Consider the following 14,753-nt stretch of genomic DNA (forward strand, 5'->3'; position numbering starts at 1 on the left):
GGGGCGGCCGGCCGGGGCCCCACACCGCCGGGGGCCCCGGGGGGGCCCCGGGCGCCCCGGGCCCCCCCCCCCGGGGGGGCCCGCCCCCGGGCCGGGCCGCCACGCGGTGTGAAGCGCGTCGCGTGCGGGGTGGGCGCGGAGCCCGCGGCGGGCTACCGCGGCAGCCGTGCCCCGGCCTTCTCCAGCGGGATCCCCCGGCCGTCCGACCCGACCACGGTCCGGCCGCCCAGCGGCTCGTCCAGCCGCACGGTCAGGTGATGGACCTTGGCGATCATGATGCAGATCCTGCCCGGCCGGGACGTCTCGGTCACGGTGACCTTCACCTCGTCCTCGCCCTCCACCGCGGTCGCCGCGTACTCGGAGCACACCCCGCCCGTGAAGGCCACGGTCAGCTCGTCGCCCTCGGCCGTGTAGCCGTCGACCCCCACGTCGCTCGTCCGCCCGCCGGACGTCGGCGCCCCGGACGGCGTCGACGCCGGGGGCGAGCCCAGGAACTCCGGTTCGACGGCCGGATACGTCACCGTGTAGGCCGCCGCGGCCCCCCGGACCTCGAACAGCCAGGACGGCACCAGCACCTGCCGCCCGCCCGAGGCGTGCGGGGCCAGTCCGAACACCGCGTCCTCGACCGTGAGCGACTCCTTCCCCGGAACCTCCGTCGACCCGCCGCACGGGCTCGCCGGCCGCTCCTGCGTCGGCACCGCACTGGCGCAGCCCCCGATGCCCGTCCGCCGGTCGGTCCCCGGCGCCGCGTTCATCCGGTCCAGCGTCTCCCGCGCGCTCAGCACCGGATACGTGTCCCCCTTCACCGGCGACTTCACCTGCCCGCTCCCGCCGACGACCTCGCCCCGGGCGTTCACGGAGAGGCCGGTCGTCCACCCGTAGGTGGGCAGGCCGCCGATCTCGGGCTCGGCGTTCACGATCCGCCGGCCGCCCATGACCTGGCTCGCGTCGATCTTGGCGTCGTCCTGGCCGAGCGCCTTCAGGACCGGCGCCGCCGCCTTCTTCGCGGCCGCCTCGCTCACCGGGTCGCCGCCCGGGGCCGTGGGCGCCTTGGCGCAGACGGTGGTGCTCTCGCAGTCGTCGGTGCGCGGCAGGTACCGGGTGAACGTCCACGGGCCGGGCGCCTGCCCGTTCACCCGCAGCACCGGTCCCGAGCCGTCCTTCCCGGAGCCGACCCTCCAGTCCCGCCCCTCCGCCACCGGCGTCCCCTCGACGCCCAGCACGGCCGCCAGCCGGACCACCTCGTCCTTCGTGACCTCGCCCCTCGCCCAGTACGCGGGCGCGCTGTCGGGGCCCTCCGGGAGGGCGCCGTCGGCCCGGTAGGTCACCCCGTAGGGGTTCGGCTCGCCGGGCGCGATGCCGTTGGCGGGACCTCCGGAGGCGCCGCCGGCGTAGTCGTCGAGGACGAGGGCCGGGGGAGTGCCGTCCCCCGACGGCGCCCCCGCGTCCGATCCGCCGCCCGAACCCCCCGTCGTGCGGGCGGCCAGACAAGCGCCCCCGCCGCCCACGAGGAGCACGGCGGCGGCGACGGAGGCGACGAGGACGTGCGAGCGGCGCCGGGAGCCGGCGGAGGACACGTCGGGGGAGGGGGCGGACTCGTCACCGGAGGGCCCGTCGGCGGGCTCCGGCGCGCCGGCGGCGAGGGCCGCGGGCTCCTCCCTCACGGGCTCCGTGGCGGATGCCGCCGCAGCCTTCGGTCGGGAGTCCGGTGCGGGGGCGGAGGCCGACTCCGGGGCGGCCGACTCCGGGGCCGAGGGCTCCGGGACGGACGACTCAGGGGCGGACGACTCCCGGGCGGCTCCGCCCCTCTCCGCCTTCTCCCCGCCCGGCTCCTCCGCCCGGGTCTCCTCCGGACGCGTCCCTTCCGAGCGCGTCGCCTCCGGCGCACCCCGGTGCTCAGGCCCGCGCGCGGTGTCGTCGTTGTCGGGTCGCTCGGTGTTCACCGCATCGCTCCTTCGGCTGCCCTGCTGTCGTACCTCGCATCCCCCCGACGGGGGACAGCGATGGGACGCAGCGGGGGAGCGCACGGTTCCCCGTCGGGCGCGCCCCGCCGGGAGATCCCGCGGCGGGGCCCCGGCGGGCGCCGGGAGCGGCGGACTCAGTTGCCGTAGTCGGGCATCGCCTCCAGCAGCCGCGCCGAGGCCGCCGGGACGCTCACGCCGTGGATCAGGGAGGGCGGCACGGGACGGGCGGCGGTCTTCTCCGGCGCCGTCCAGTGCGGAGCCATCCGGGCGCAGTCACCCCGCAGCGACGCCAGGTCGCCGTCGAGGTCGGCCGGAGCGGGGGCGTGGACCTTGAGGTTCGTCATAGCGGCACGGTAGGCATGCACCAGGCCGTGAAGAAAGGTCTACTATCGGGTAGTTTCGCGCGCTTCGCTGGCGCCGGTCGACCGGGTAGCGTGAACTGTCAACCCACCTCCCACAGGAGAGTCCACGCCGTGCGCATCGCAGTCACCGGCTCCATCGCAACCGACCACCTCATGACGTTCCCCGGCCGCTTCGCCGACCAGCTCGTCGCGGACCAGCTCCACACGGTCTCGCTGTCCTTCCTGGTCGACCAGCTGGACGTACGGCGCGGCGGGGTCGGCGCGAACATCGCCTTCGGCATGGGGCAGCTCGGCACGAAGCCCCTTCTCGTCGGTGCCGCGGGCGCCGACTTCGACGAGTACCGCGCCTGGCTGGAACGACACGGCGTGGACACCCAGTCCGTCCGCATCTCCGAGACGCTGCACACCGCCCGCTTCGTGTGCACGACGGACGCCGACCACAACCAGATCGGCTCGTTCTACACCGGCGCCATGAGCGAGGCCCGCCTCATCGAGCTGAAGACCGTCGCGGACCGCGTCGGCGGGCTCGACCTGGTCCTCATCGGCGCCGACGACCCGGAGGCGATGCTCCGCCACACGGAGGAGTGCCGTTCCCGGAACATCCCCTTCGCCGCCGACTTCTCCCAGCAGATCGCCCGCATGGACGGCGAGGAGATCCGCATCCTGCTGGACGGGGCGACCTACCTCTTCTCCAACGAGTACGAGAAGGGCCTCATCGAGTCCAAGACCGGCTGGAGCGACGCGGAGATCCTCTCCAAGGTCGGCCACCGCGTCACCACCCTCGGCGCGCGCGGCGTCCGCGTCGAGCGGGACGGCGAGACCCCCATCGAGGTCGGCTGCCCCCAGGAGGCGCGCAAGGCCGACCCGACCGGTGTCGGCGACGCCTTCCGCGCCGGCTTCCTCTCCGGCCTGGCCTGGGACGTCTCCCTGGAACGCGCCGCCCAGATCGGCTGCATGCTCGCCACCCTCGTCATCGAGACCGTCGGCACCCAGGAGTACCGGCTGCGCCGCGCCCACTTCATGGAGCGCTTCGCCACGGCCTACGGCGACGAGGCCGCCGCCGAGGTCCAGAAGCACCTGAGCTGAGCCGGCGCCGCCCCGCGGGGACGCGCGCCGGGGCCCGCCCCGGGACGATCCGGGCCCCGGGGCCCGGCCGGCGGGCGGGGCCGCCGCCTTCCCGCGGCCCCACCCGCCGAAGAGGCCCTGGGGCCTCTCTTTCGGATCTTGCCGCGGTCGCGGGAGCCGGCACGCACGTCTGCGGCGTTGTCGTCGGTTGCCGGCTCCTCCCACGCCCGGCCGCGCTCGCGCGGGCGGGGCCCCCATCGCGTCGACGCCCTCCTCCGCCTCGCGGCTGCACGCACCGGACCCCGCCCGGGCAGGCCGAAAGCCACCGTCGCCCGGAGCCGGCCTGATCCGGGAGGAAGGCCCTAGACGAGCCGGCGGACCACGTAGGCGGAGCCCCGGTCCGCCGGTTCCTCGGCCACGTACTCCTGCCCCCGCATCGCGCACCACGCGGGGATGTCGAGCCGCGCCGCCTCGTCGTCGGCGAGCACCCGGACCGTGCCGCCCACCGGCACGTCCCCGATCACCTTCGCCAGCTCGATGACGGGGATCGGGCAGAGCTTGCCCAGGGAGTCCACGACCAGCTCGTCCTCCCGCACGACCGCCGTCGGCGTGGGCGCCCCCAGCTTCTCCCGCACGCCCGCCACCGCGCCCGGCAGCACCGCGAGGAACCGCTCCACGTCCTCCCGCGCGGTCCCCGGCGGCAGCGACACCCGCACGTTGCCCTCGCTCAGCACCCCCATCGCCCTGAGCACATGGCTCGGCGTCAGCGTGCTGCTCGTGCAGGACGACCCGGACGAGACGGAGAAGCCGGCCCGGTCCAGTTCGTGCAGCAGCGTCTCCCCGTCGACATAGAGACACGAGAACGTGACGATCCCGGGCAGCCGGCGCTCCGGATCCCCGACCACCTCCACGTCCGGCACCACCTCCGGCACCCGTGCCCGGATCCGCTCCGTCAACTCCCGCAGCCGCGCCGCCTCGGCCGCCGCCTCCGCCCGCACCGCCCGCAGCGAGGCCGCCGCCGCGACGATCGCCGGGAGGTTCTCGAACCCGGCCGCCCGCCCCGACTCCCGCTCGTCCGCGGGCCCCCGGGCGGCGAACCGCACGCCCTTGCGCACCGCCAGCAGCCCCACCCCCGACGGCCCGCCCCACTTGTGCGCGCTCGCCGCCAGCACCGACCAGGGCCCCTGCACCGGCCCCCACCCCAGCGACTGGGCGGCGTCCACCAGCAACGGCACCCCCGCCTCCCGGCACACCTCGGCCACCGCCGCCACCGGCTGCTCGGTGCCCACCTCGTGGTTGGCGGACTGGAGGCAGGCCAGCGCGGTGCCGGGGCCCAGCGCCTCCTCGTACGCCTCGACCGTCACCGCACCCGTCCGGTCCACCGGCACCCGGGTCACGGCCCCGCCGTCCGCCTCGAACGCCTCCGCCGAATGGAGTACCGAGGAGTGTTCGACCGCTGACACGATCAGGTGGCGCCCGGCGCGCCGCCGCCCCGCCAACGCCCCCGCGACACCGGTGTGCACGGCCCGGGTCCCGGACGAGGTGAAGACGAGCTCGTCGGGCCGGCACCCCACGGCCTCCGCCGCGGCCTCCCGGGCCGCGTCGAGCAGCATCCGCGCCCTGCGCCCCTCCCTGTACAGTCGCGAAGGATCCGCCCACCCCTCGTCGAGCGAGGCCAACAGGGCCTGGCGGGCCACGGGATGAAGCGGGGCGGCGGAAGCGGCATCGAAGTAGGACACGGGTCAACGCTAAAGCCAGGGCCGGGGCGGCGAACCCGGGGGCGCGGGGAGCCGCGGACCGGCCGCCCCGCGTCCGCAGTCGCGAACACACCACGAGTGCCCGTCCCCTGGGGCGCAAACCCGGCGGTCTCCCACCCCTTCGGGGTGACCCGCGGCGCGTATGCCACCCTCCCCGCGAACCCCCGGAGGGCGTCGGCTAGGGTTTGGTCCGCATAAACATCCAAACCCCTGCCCGACGCAGGGCGGCGACCGACCAGCGAGAAGGCCGCAGCCGTACAGCGCGGGCGAGACTCTCGGGAAGGCGCTACGTGAGTCCCAACGGCTCCGACCGCTCGCCGCGGCGCCCGATGCGGCGGAAGCTGCTGCAGGCAATGACCGCGGGCCTGGTCCTGGCGACCGCCACCGGTTGCACATGGGAGGACTTCCCCCGCCTTGGTATGCCCACCCCCACCACGGAAGAGGCTCCGCGGATCCTCTCCCTCTGGCAGGGATCCTGGGCTGCCGCGCTCGCCGTCGGCGTGCTGGTGTGGGGTCTGATCCTGTGGAGTGCGATCTTCCACCGGCGCAGCCGCACCAAGGTGGAGGTCCCTCCGCAGACGCGGTACAACATGCCGATCGAGGCCCTGTACACGGTGGTCCCGATCATCATCGTCTCGGTCCTCTTCTACTTCACGGCCCGCGACGAGTCGAAGCTCCTCAGCCTCGAGAAGAAGCCCGACGTCACGGTCAACGTGGTCGGCTTCCAGTGGAGCTGGTGCTTCAACTACATCGAGAACGTCGACGGTTCGTCCGGTGACGCGAAGACCGACAAGAACCTGGCCGCGATCCCGGACCGGTACAAGAAGGACTTCCCGGCCGACGCGGGCGGCGTCCACACCTGCGGCACCCCCGGTGAGCGGAACCCGCAGACCAACAACCCCGGCCCGACCCTCTGGCTCCCCGAGGGCAAGACGGTCCGCTTCGTCCTCACCTCGCGTGACGTCATCCACTCCTTCTGGGTGGTGCCGTTCCTGATGAAGCAGGACGTCATCCCGGGCCACACCAACGCCTTCCAGGTGACCCCCAACAAGGAGGGCACCTTCCTGGGCAAGTGCGCCGAGCTCTGCGGCGTCGACCACTCCCGGATGCTGTTCAACGTGAAGGTCGTCTCCCCGGAGCGCTACGAGCAGCACATCAAGGACCTCGCCAAGAAGGGGCAGACCGGTTACGTTCCCGCTGGCATCGAGCAGACGAGCCACGAGAAGGAACGGGAGTCGAACATCCTGTGAGCATCCTCAACGAACCCCAGGGTGCCGCGGCAGCAGGGTCCCACTATGAGGACGAGCTGCCGGTCCGGCGCCAGCGCCGCGGCGAAGTCGTCGTCAAGTGGCTGACCACCACCGACCACAAGACGATCGGCACGCTCTACCTCGCCACCTCGTTCGTGTTCTTCGTCATCGGCGGCGTCATGGCCCTCTTCATGCGCGCCGAGCTGGCCCGTCCGGGCCTGCAGATCATGTCGAACGAGCAGTTCAACCAGGCGTTCACGATGCACGGCACGATCATGCTGCTGATGTTCGCGACGCCGCTGTTCGCCGGCTTCGCGAACTGGATCATGCCGCTGCAGATCGGCGCGCCCGACGTGGCGTTCCCGCGGCTGAACATGTTCGCCTACTGGCTCTACCTGTTCGGCTCGCTGATCGCGGTCGCCGGCTTCCTCACCCCGCAGGGCGCGGCCGACTTCGGCTGGTTCGCCTACTCCCCGCTGTCGGACGCCGTCCGCAGCCCGGGCGTCGGCGCCGACATGTGGATCATGGGTCTGGCCTTCTCCGGCTTCGGCACGATCCTCGGCTCGGTCAACTTCATCACCACGATCATCTGCATGCGCGCACCGGGCATGACCATGTTCCGCATGCCGATCTTCACCTGGAACGTCCTGCTGACCGGTGTCCTGGTCCTGCTGGCCTTCCCGGTCCTGGCGGCCGCGCTGTTCGCCCTGGAGGCGGACCGCAAGTTCGGCGCCCACGTCTTCGACGCGGCCAACGGCGGCGCGTTGTTGTGGCAACACCTCTTCTGGTTCTTCGGACACCCAGAGGTGTACATCATCGCCCTGCCGTTCTTCGGCATCATCTCCGAGGTCATCCCGGTCTTCTCCCGCAAGCCGATGTTCGGCTACATGGGCCTGATCGCCGCGACCATCTCGATCGCCGGCCTGTCCGTGACCGTGTGGGCGCACCACATGTACGTCACCGGCGGTGTGCTGCTGCCGTTCTTCTCCTTCATGACGTTCCTCATCGCCGTCCCGACCGGCGTGAAGTTCTTCAACTGGATCGGCACGATGTGGAAGGGCAGCCTGTCCTTCGAGACCCCGATGCTGTGGGCGACCGGCTTCCTGATCACCTTCACCTTCGGTGGTCTGACCGGCGTCATCCTGGCCTCGCCGCCGATGGACTTCCACGTCTCGGACTCGTACTTCGTGGTGGCGCACTTCCACTACGTCGTCTTCGGCACCGTCGTCTTCGCGATGTTCTCCGGCTTCCACTTCTGGTGGCCGAAGTTCACCGGCAAGATGCTCGACGAGCGCCTCGGCAAGATCACCTTCTGGACGCTGTTCGTCGGCTTCCACGGCACCTTCCTGGTCCAGCACTGGCTGGGCGCCGAGGGCATGCCGCGCCGGTACGCGGACTACCTCGCCGCCGACGGCTTCACCGCGCTGAACACGATCTCGACGATCAGCTCGTTCGTGCTCGGCCTGTCGATCCTGCCGTTCTTCTACAACGTGTGGAAGACCGCCAAGTACGGCAAGCCGGTCGGCGTCGACGACCCGTGGGGCTACGGCCGCTCCCTCGAGTGGGCCACCTCCTGCCCGCCGCCGCGGCACAACTTCCTCACCCTGCCGCGGATCCGCAGCGAATCCCCGGCGTTCGACCTGCACCACCCTGAGATCGCCGCGCTCGAGCAGCTGGAGCACGCCGGCCACGGCGCCGGCGCGATCGCGGGCAGCAAGGAGGCCGGCAAGTGAAGATCCAGGGCAAGATGTTCATCTGGCTGAGCGTCTTCATCCTCGTCATGGCGTGCGTCTATGGCGTGTGGTCGAAGGAGCCGGCCGGAACCACCGCCCTCTTCCTGGCCTTCGGTCTGTCCATCATGATCGGTTTCTACCTGGGCTTCACCGCCCGGCGGGTCGACACCGGTGCCCAGGACAACAAGGAGGCGGACGTCGCGGACGACGCCGGCGAGCTGGGCTTCTTCAGCCCGCACAGCTGGCAGCCGCTCGCCCTGGCCATCGGCGGCGCCCTCGCCTTCATGGGGATCGCGGTCGGCTGGTGGCTGCTGTACTTCTCCGCCCCGCTGATCCTGATCGGCCTGTGGGGCTGGGTCTTCGAGTACTACCGCGGTGAGAACCGCACCCAGTAACACGCGCCACGCGCGGCACGAGCCCGGACCCTCCGTGAGGAGGGTCCGGGCTCACCCTTTTGCCGTAAAAGGGCTCGGCCATCCGTGTCTCCCCGCGCGCCGGTCGTTGACACGGCTTCCTAGCGTGAGGTCATGAGCCACACTTTCCGCCCCCGCCCCCGCACCGTGGTCGGCTGCACGCTGCTGGTGATCGCCCTGGCCGAGGGCGCGATCGCCTGCGGCTCGGACGACAACCCCCTCGCCGCGCGTCCCTACGACGCGACGGACCAGGTCTCCTTCAACGGCCCCCGGCGCGCGGGGGAGAAGGCGGACCCGACCACACCCCTGGAGATCACCACGAAGGACTCCGGCGACCGCATCACGGACGTCACCGCCGTGGACGCCTCAGGACGCCACGTGGCCGGCGAACTCGCCGCCGACGGCAGCCGCTGGCACAGCACCGAGCCGCTCGCCGCCGACGCCCACTACACGGTCCGCGTGAGCACCGAGAACGAGGACGGCGCCCCCGGGCGCCGCGTCCTCACCTTCGACACCGGCAAGCCCACCGCCAAGGAGCGCCTGACGGCGACGTTCGGCCCCGAGGCGGGCACCTACGGCGTCGGCCAGCCCCTCACCGCCGAACTGAACCGCCCCGTCGCCGACCCCGCCCAGCGCGCCGTCGTCGAGCGGGCCCTCAGGGTCGACTCCAGGCCCTCCGTCGAGGGCGCCTGGCACTGGGTGGACGACAAGAAGCTCCACTACCGCCCGAAGGACTACTGGCCCGCCCACGCCACGATCCGCGTCCACAGCAACCTGGACGGCATCAAGATCGGCGACCGCCTCTGGGGCGGGGCCACGAAGGACCTGGAGCTCACGATCGGCGACCGCGTCATAGCCGTCACCGACGCCGCCTCGCACACCCTGACCCTGTTCAGGAACGGCGAGCAGGTCAAGCAGGTCCCCGTCACCACCGGCAAGCCCGGCTTCGAGACCCGCAACGGCGTCAAGGTCGTCCTGGGCAAGGAGTACTTCGTACGGATGCGCGGCACCACCGTCGGCATCGCCGAGGGCTCCGCGGAGTCGTACGACCTGCCCGTCTACTACGCGACCCGAGTCACGTGGAGCGGCGAGTACGTCCACGCCGCCCCCTGGTCGGTCGGCTCCCAGGGCTACGCCAACGTCAGCCACGGCTGCACCGGCATGAGCACCGCCAACGCCGCGTGGTTCTTCGCCAACGTCCGTGAGGGCGACGTCGTCCAGGTCGTCAACAGCTACGGTCACACGATGGAGACCTTCGGCAACGGCTTCGGCGACTGGAACATCGACTGGACGAAGTGGCGCGCGGGCAGCGCGTTGACGACCGGCCGGCACAAGCCCGCGCAGGAACCGTCCAGGCTCCGGCCGGCGGCCGTCTGAGGCGCCCCCGGCCCTCCGGGCGCGCCCCGTGCCCCTCAGGCGCTCAGCGCGGCCTTCCCGCGCAGCAGGGCGGCCAGCGCCCCCGCGAACTCCACCGGCTCCACCGGCAGGGTCACCGCCGCGTCGGCCCGGCTCCAGGTCGCCAGCCACGCGTCCTGGGGCCGCCCCATGAGCAGCAGCACCGGGGGAGCCTGGAACACCTCGTCCTTGATCTGCCGGCACAGCCCCATGCCGCCCATGGGCACGGCCTCGCCGTCCAGGACGCAGACGTCGATCCCGCCCCGGTCCAGCTCCGTGAGGACGGCGGCGGGGGTGGCGCACTCCACGAACTCGACGAGGGGCGCATCGGGAGCCGGCCGTCGGCCGGAGGCCAACCGGACCTGCTCGCGGGTGTTGGCGTCATCGCTGTAGACCAGCACCGTGGCGGTCGCCTGCATCGTTCCTCCGCGTCATTGCTCGGATACCGATGGGGCGGATGCTACTCCCCCGGACACCCCGTCAACACCTGTCGGGAAGCCGCTGCGATGGGCCATACGGGCACTACACACGGTACGGACACTCCGAACGGCACCCCCCGGAGTGAGGGCGGGATAAGCGACCGACATAATGTCGGTCGTGGCGACAGCAACGACAGTAGAAACCGGGCACGCGCACCCGTCGGTCAACCGGCCGAACCTCACCAGCGTCGGAACCATCATCTGGCTGAGTTCCGAGCTGATGTTCTTCGCGGCCCTCTTCGCGATGTACTTCACCCTGCGCTCGGTGACGGGTCCCGAGCACTGGAAGGAAATGGCCGAGGCCCTGAACTTCCCGTTCTCGGCCACCAACACCACGATCCTGGTGCTCTCCTCCCTCACCTGCCAGCTCGGCGTGTTCGCCGCCGAGCGCGGTGACGTGAAGAAGCTCCGGGGCTGGTTCATCGTCACCTTCATCATGGGTGCGATCTTCATCGGCGGTCAGGTGTACGAGTACACCGAGCTGGTCAAGAAGGACGGGCTCTCGCTCTCCTCCGACCCCTACGGCTCGGTCTTCTACCTGACCACCGGCTTCCACGGCCTGCACGTGACGGGCGGACTCATCGCCTTCCTGCTGGTCCTCGGGCGCACCTACGCGGCCAGGAGGTTCACCCACGAGCAGGCGACCGCCGCGATCGTCGTGTCCTACTACTGGCACTTCGTCGATGTCGTCTGGATCGGCCTCTTCGCCACGATCTACATGATCAAGTAGCCGGGCCCGACCCGCACCCATCCCAGAAGCATCGACGCAGAAAATCCTGACACCGGGGTAATCCGTGAAAAAGCTCTCCGCACGACGACGCCATCCGATGGCGGCGCTCGTCGTCCTACTCCTCGCGCTGGCATGCACCGGGGGGCTGTACGCCGTGCTCGCACCCGCGAGCAAGGCGCAGGCAGACGAAACCGCCCAGTCCCTGGCCATCGACGAGGGCAAGAAGCTCTACACCGTAGGCTGCGCCAGCTGCCACGGCACCGGCGGTCAGGGCACCTCCGACGGTCCGAGCCTCGTGGGCGTGGGCGCCGCGGCCGTCGACTTCCAGGTCGGCACCGGCCGCATGCCGGCCTCGACGTCCCAGATGGCCCAGATCCCGAAGAAGAAGGTCGTCTACACGCAGGCCGAGATCGACCAGCTCGCCGCGTACGTCGCCTCGCTCGGCGCCGGTCCGAACGTCCCGACCGAGGCCGAGTACGGTCCGGAGGGCGCGGACATCGCCAAGGGCGGCGAGCTGTTCCGCACCAACTGCGCGCAGTGCCACAACTTCAGCGGCAAGGGCGGCGCCCTGACCAAGGGCAAGTACGCGCCGAGCCTCGAGGGCGTGGACCCGAAGCACATCTACGAGGCCATGCAGACCGGCCCGCAGAACATGCCCTCCTTCCCCGACACCACCCTGTCGGAGCAGAACAAGAAGGACATCATCGCCTACCTCAACGCGGTCAACGGTGATGAGACGGAGAGCCCCGGCGGTCTCGAGCTGGGCGGCCTCGGGCCGGTCAGCGAGGGTCTGTTCGGCTGGATCTTCGGTCTCGGCGGGCTGATCGCCGTCGCCGTGTGGGTCGCCGCCCGGACCGCAAAGGCCAAGAAGTCATGAGCAGCCAAGACATTCCAGAAGAGAACCTGCCGGCTGGGCAGGGCGCCGACCACGGCGTACACGGTGCGGTGAGCGTCGCGGACGAGAAGCACCCGTTCGCCGACCCGGGGCTGCCGCCCCACGAGCACCGGATGCAGGACATCGACGAGCGGGCCGCCAAGCGGTCCGAGCGTGCGGTCGCCCTCCTGTTCACGGTGTCGATGCTGGCCACCGTCGGCTTCATCGCCTCGTACGTGGCGATCCCGCACGACAAGTCGATCTTCGTGTTCCCGCTCGGGCACATCAGCGCGCAGAACTTCGCGCTGGGCCTGACCCTGGGCGCCTCCCTGTTCTGCATCGGCGCGGCCGCGGTCCACTGGGCCCGCACGCTGATGTCCGACGTGGAGGTCGCCGACGAGCGTCACCCGATCGAGGCGTCGCCCGAGGTCAAGGCCAAGGTCATGGCCGACTTCAAGCAGGGCGCCACGGAGTCCGCGCTGGGCCGCCGCAAGCTGATCCGCAACACGATGTTCGGTGCGCTGGCCCTGTTCCCGCTCTCCGGCGTCGTGCTGCTGCGCGACCTGGGCCCGCTGCCCGAGGACAAGCTGCGCCACACGCTGTGGGGCAAGGGCAAGCTCCTCGTCAACATGAACACCAACGAGCCGCTGCGTCCCTCGGACGTCGCGGTCGGCTCCCTCACCTTCGCCAAGCCGGAGGGCCTGGAGGAGCACGACCACGACTTCCAGACCGAGATCGCCAAGGCCGCCCTGATGATCGTCCGGATCCAGCCGGAGGACATCAAGGACAAGCGCGAACTCGCGTGGTCGCACGAGGGCATCGTGGCGTACTCGAAGATCTGCACCCACGTCGGTTGCCCGATCTCCCTGTACGAGCAGCAGACGCACCACGTGCTGTGCCCCTGCCACCAGTCCACCTTCGACCTGTCCGACGGTGCCCGAGTGATCTTCGGCCCCGCCGGCCACGCCCTGCCGCAGCTGCGCATCGGCGTGAACGACGAGGGCTACCTCGAGGCGCTCGGCGACTTCGAAGAGCCCGTCGGTCCTGCCTTCTGGGAGCGCGGATGAGCAACAACGACGACCGCAGGAAGGCACCCGCGGGCGAGCGGGTGGCCGACTGGGCCGACGGTCGGCTGGGAATCTACTCCCTGGCCAAGGCCAACATGCGCAAGATCTTCCCGGACCACTGGTCCTTCATGCTGGGTGAGATCTGCCTCTACAGCTTCATCATCATCATCCTCACGGGTGTGTACCTGACGCTGTTCTTCCACCCGTCGATGAACGAGGTGGAGTACCACGGCAGCTACGTCCCGCTGCAGGGCCAGCTGATGTCGGAGGCGTTCAACTCGACGCTCCACATCTCCTTCGACGTCCGTGGCGGTCTGCTCATCCGGCAGATCCACCACTGGGCCGCGGTCATCTTCCTCGCCGGCATGTTCGTGCACATGATGCGCGTCTTCTTCACCGGCGCGTTCCGCAAGCCGCGTGAGATCAACTGGCTGTTCGGCTTCCTGCTCTTCGTCCTGGGCATGTTCACCGGTTTCACCGGCTACTCGCTCCCGGACGACCTGCTCTCCGGCACCGGTGTCCGCTTCACCCAGGGCGCGATCCTGTCCGTGCCGATCGTCGGCACGTACATCTCGATGTTCCTGTTCGGCGGGGAGTTCCCGGGCGGCGACTTCGTCGCGCGGTTCTACTCGATCCACATCCTGCTGCTGCCGGGCATCATGCTCGGTCTGGTGGTCGGCCACCTGATCCTGGTCTTCTACCACAAGCACACGCAGTTCGCGGGTCCCGGCCGCACCAACAAGAACGTCGTCGGCATGCCGCTGCTGCCGGTCTACATGGCCAAGGCCGGAGGCTTCTTCTTCCTGGTCTTCGGCGCCATCGCGGCCCTCGCCGGCATCGCGTCCATCAACCCGATCTGGGTGCTGGGCCCCTACCGTCCGGACCAGGTGTCCACCGGCGCCCAGCCCGACTGGTACATGGGCTTCGCCGAGGGCCTGATCCGCGCCATGCCGGGCTGGGAGATCAACTTCTGGGGTCACACGCTCGTGCTGGGCGTGTTCATCCCGCTGGTGCTCTTCGGTCTGTTCCTCGGTGTGATCGCCCTGTACCCGTTCATCGAGTCGTGGGTCACCGGCGACAAGCGCGAGCACCACATCCTGGACCGTCCGCGCAACGCCCCGACCCGTACGGCCTTCGGCGTCGCCTGGGTCACCGGCTACATGATCATGCTGATCGGTGGTGGCAACGACATCTTCGCCACCCACTTCCACCTGTCGATCAACGCGGTCACCTGGTTCGTCCGGATCGGCTTCTTCGCCGGACCGGTCCTCGCCTTCGTGGTCACCAAGCGGATCTGCCTCGGCCTCCAGCGCCGCGACAAGGACAAGGTGCTGCACGGTCGCGAGACCGGCACCATCAAGCGCCTGCCGCACGGTGAGTACATCGAGGTCCACGAGCCGCTCAGCCAGGAGGCCCTGTACACGCTCACCGCGCACGAGCAGTACAAGCCGGCCGAGATCGGCCCGACGGTCGACGAGAACGGCGTCGAGCGCAAGGTGAAGCGCTCCGAGAAGGTCCGCGCCAAGCTGAGCAAGGCGTACTACGGCGAGGAGAGCCAGATCCCGAAGCCGACCGTCGAGGAGTACAAGGAGATCACGAGCGGCCACGGCCACCACTGATCACTGCGTCGCCACGCACCCCAGGAGGGCCCCGTCCGGTGTTCG

General features: G+C 70.6%; 13 protein-coding genes. 9 read left to right on the forward strand and 4 right to left on the reverse strand.

Annotated elements, in window-relative coordinates; translation table 11 throughout:
• Nucleotides 1–152: 152 nt before the first annotated feature.
• Nucleotides 153–1,943: a hypothetical protein gene (locus ACH4F6_RS28970; RefSeq protein WP_397963318.1), complete on the reverse strand. Its 1,791-nt coding sequence runs from the start codon at nt 1,941–1,943 to the stop codon at nt 153–155.
• Nucleotides 1,944–2,098: 155 nt separating this feature from the next.
• On the reverse strand, nt 2,099–2,308 hold the full coding sequence (locus ACH4F6_RS28975; RefSeq protein WP_397963319.1) for a hypothetical protein: 210 nt from the start codon (nt 2,306–2,308) through the stop codon (nt 2,099–2,101).
• Between the two features lie 129 nt (nt 2,309–2,437).
• Between ACH4F6_RS28975 and ACH4F6_RS28980 the strand changes: the two genes are divergently transcribed.
• A complete protein-coding gene (locus tag ACH4F6_RS28980) occupies nt 2,438–3,412 on the forward strand; it encodes a carbohydrate kinase family protein (protein WP_397963320.1) in 975 nt (324 codons plus the stop codon).
• Nucleotides 3,413–3,753: 341 nt separating this feature from the next.
• Here ACH4F6_RS28980 and ACH4F6_RS28985 read toward each other — a convergent pair whose 3' ends face one another.
• The gene (locus tag ACH4F6_RS28985; protein ID WP_397963321.1) at nt 3,754–5,130 is read right to left on the reverse strand and encodes a cysteine desulfurase/sulfurtransferase TusA family protein; all 1,377 of its coding nucleotides are present in this window, start codon (nt 5,128–5,130) and stop codon (nt 3,754–3,756) included.
• A 308-nt stretch (nt 5,131–5,438) separates the two neighbouring features.
• On the opposite strand from ACH4F6_RS28985, the gene coxB reads away from it, so the two are divergent.
• The 4 genes from coxB (at nt 5,439) to ACH4F6_RS29005 (ending at nt 9,921) form a co-directional block, all read left to right on the forward strand.
• Nucleotides 5,439–6,398, forward strand: a complete 960-nt coding sequence (coxB, locus tag ACH4F6_RS28990; RefSeq protein ID WP_397963322.1) for a cytochrome c oxidase subunit II — start codon at nt 5,439–5,441, stop codon at nt 6,396–6,398.
• Nucleotides 6,395–8,131 carry a cytochrome c oxidase subunit I gene (gene ctaD / locus ACH4F6_RS28995; protein ID WP_397963323.1) on the forward strand — a complete coding sequence of 579 codons (1,737 nt, stop codon included), beginning with the start codon at nt 6,395–6,397 and terminating at the stop codon, nt 8,129–8,131. Before coxB ends, ctaD begins: the two co-directional genes overlap by 4 nt.
• On the forward strand, nt 8,128–8,526 hold the full coding sequence (locus ACH4F6_RS29000; protein ID WP_397963324.1) for a cytochrome c oxidase subunit 4: 399 nt from the start codon (nt 8,128–8,130) through the stop codon (nt 8,524–8,526). The genes ctaD and ACH4F6_RS29000 overlap by 4 nt, the downstream gene beginning before the upstream one ends.
• A gap of 132 nt (nt 8,527–8,658) precedes the next feature.
• Nucleotides 8,659–9,921 carry an Ig-like domain-containing protein gene (locus tag ACH4F6_RS29005; RefSeq protein ID WP_397963325.1) on the forward strand — a complete coding sequence of 421 codons (1,263 nt, stop codon included), beginning with the start codon at nt 8,659–8,661 and terminating at the stop codon, nt 9,919–9,921.
• 35 nt (nt 9,922–9,956) lie between these two features.
• Here ACH4F6_RS29005 and ACH4F6_RS29010 read toward each other — a convergent pair whose 3' ends face one another.
• On the reverse strand, nt 9,957–10,358 hold the full coding sequence (locus ACH4F6_RS29010; protein WP_397963326.1) for a hypothetical protein: 402 nt from the start codon (nt 10,356–10,358) through the stop codon (nt 9,957–9,959).
• A 169-nt stretch (nt 10,359–10,527) separates the two neighbouring features.
• On the opposite strand from ACH4F6_RS29010, the gene ACH4F6_RS29015 reads away from it, so the two are divergent.
• From ACH4F6_RS29015 to ACH4F6_RS29030, 4 genes are all read left to right on the forward strand, one after another.
• Complete coding sequence (locus tag ACH4F6_RS29015) at nt 10,528–11,148, forward strand: heme-copper oxidase subunit III (RefSeq protein WP_389511639.1); 621 nt, start codon at nt 10,528–10,530, stop codon at nt 11,146–11,148.
• Nucleotides 11,149–11,212: 64 nt separating this feature from the next.
• Nucleotides 11,213–12,025, forward strand: a complete 813-nt coding sequence (locus ACH4F6_RS29020; protein WP_397963327.1) for a c-type cytochrome — start codon at nt 11,213–11,215, stop codon at nt 12,023–12,025.
• Nucleotides 12,022–13,089, forward strand: a complete 1,068-nt coding sequence (locus ACH4F6_RS29025; protein WP_397963328.1) for a Rieske 2Fe-2S domain-containing protein — start codon at nt 12,022–12,024, stop codon at nt 13,087–13,089. The genes ACH4F6_RS29020 and ACH4F6_RS29025 overlap by 4 nt, the downstream gene beginning before the upstream one ends.
• The gene (locus ACH4F6_RS29030; RefSeq protein WP_397963329.1) at nt 13,086–14,708 is read left to right on the forward strand and encodes a cytochrome bc complex cytochrome b subunit; all 1,623 of its coding nucleotides are present in this window, start codon (nt 13,086–13,088) and stop codon (nt 14,706–14,708) included. The genes ACH4F6_RS29025 and ACH4F6_RS29030 overlap by 4 nt, the downstream gene beginning before the upstream one ends.
• The last annotated feature ends 45 nt before the right edge of the window (nt 14,709–14,753 follow it).

It is taken from the genome of Streptomyces sp. NPDC017936 (assembly GCF_044328485.1).
GTDB lineage: Bacteria > Actinomycetota > Actinomycetes > Streptomycetales > Streptomycetaceae > Streptomyces.

Excerpts from the sequence above, each read along its gene's own strand:
- ACH4F6_RS28975 (WP_397963319.1), bottom strand. The coding sequence starts at position 2,308 with ATGACGAACCTCAAGGTCCACGCCCCCGCTCCGGCCGACCTCGACGGC.
- ACH4F6_RS29005 (WP_397963325.1), top strand. The coding sequence starts at position 8,659 with ATGAGCCACACTTTCCGCCCCCGCCCCCGCACCGTGGTCGGCTGCACG.
- ACH4F6_RS29010 (WP_397963326.1), bottom strand. The coding sequence starts at position 10,358 with ATGCAGGCGACCGCCACGGTGCTGGTCTACAGCGATGACGCCAACACC.
- ACH4F6_RS29015 (WP_389511639.1), top strand. The coding sequence starts at position 10,528 with ATGTCGGTCGTGGCGACAGCAACGACAGTAGAAACCGGGCACGCGCAC.
- ACH4F6_RS29025 (WP_397963328.1), top strand. The coding sequence starts at position 12,022 with ATGAGCAGCCAAGACATTCCAGAAGAGAACCTGCCGGCTGGGCAGGGC.
- ACH4F6_RS29030 (WP_397963329.1), top strand. The coding sequence starts at position 13,086 with ATGAGCAACAACGACGACCGCAGGAAGGCACCCGCGGGCGAGCGGGTG.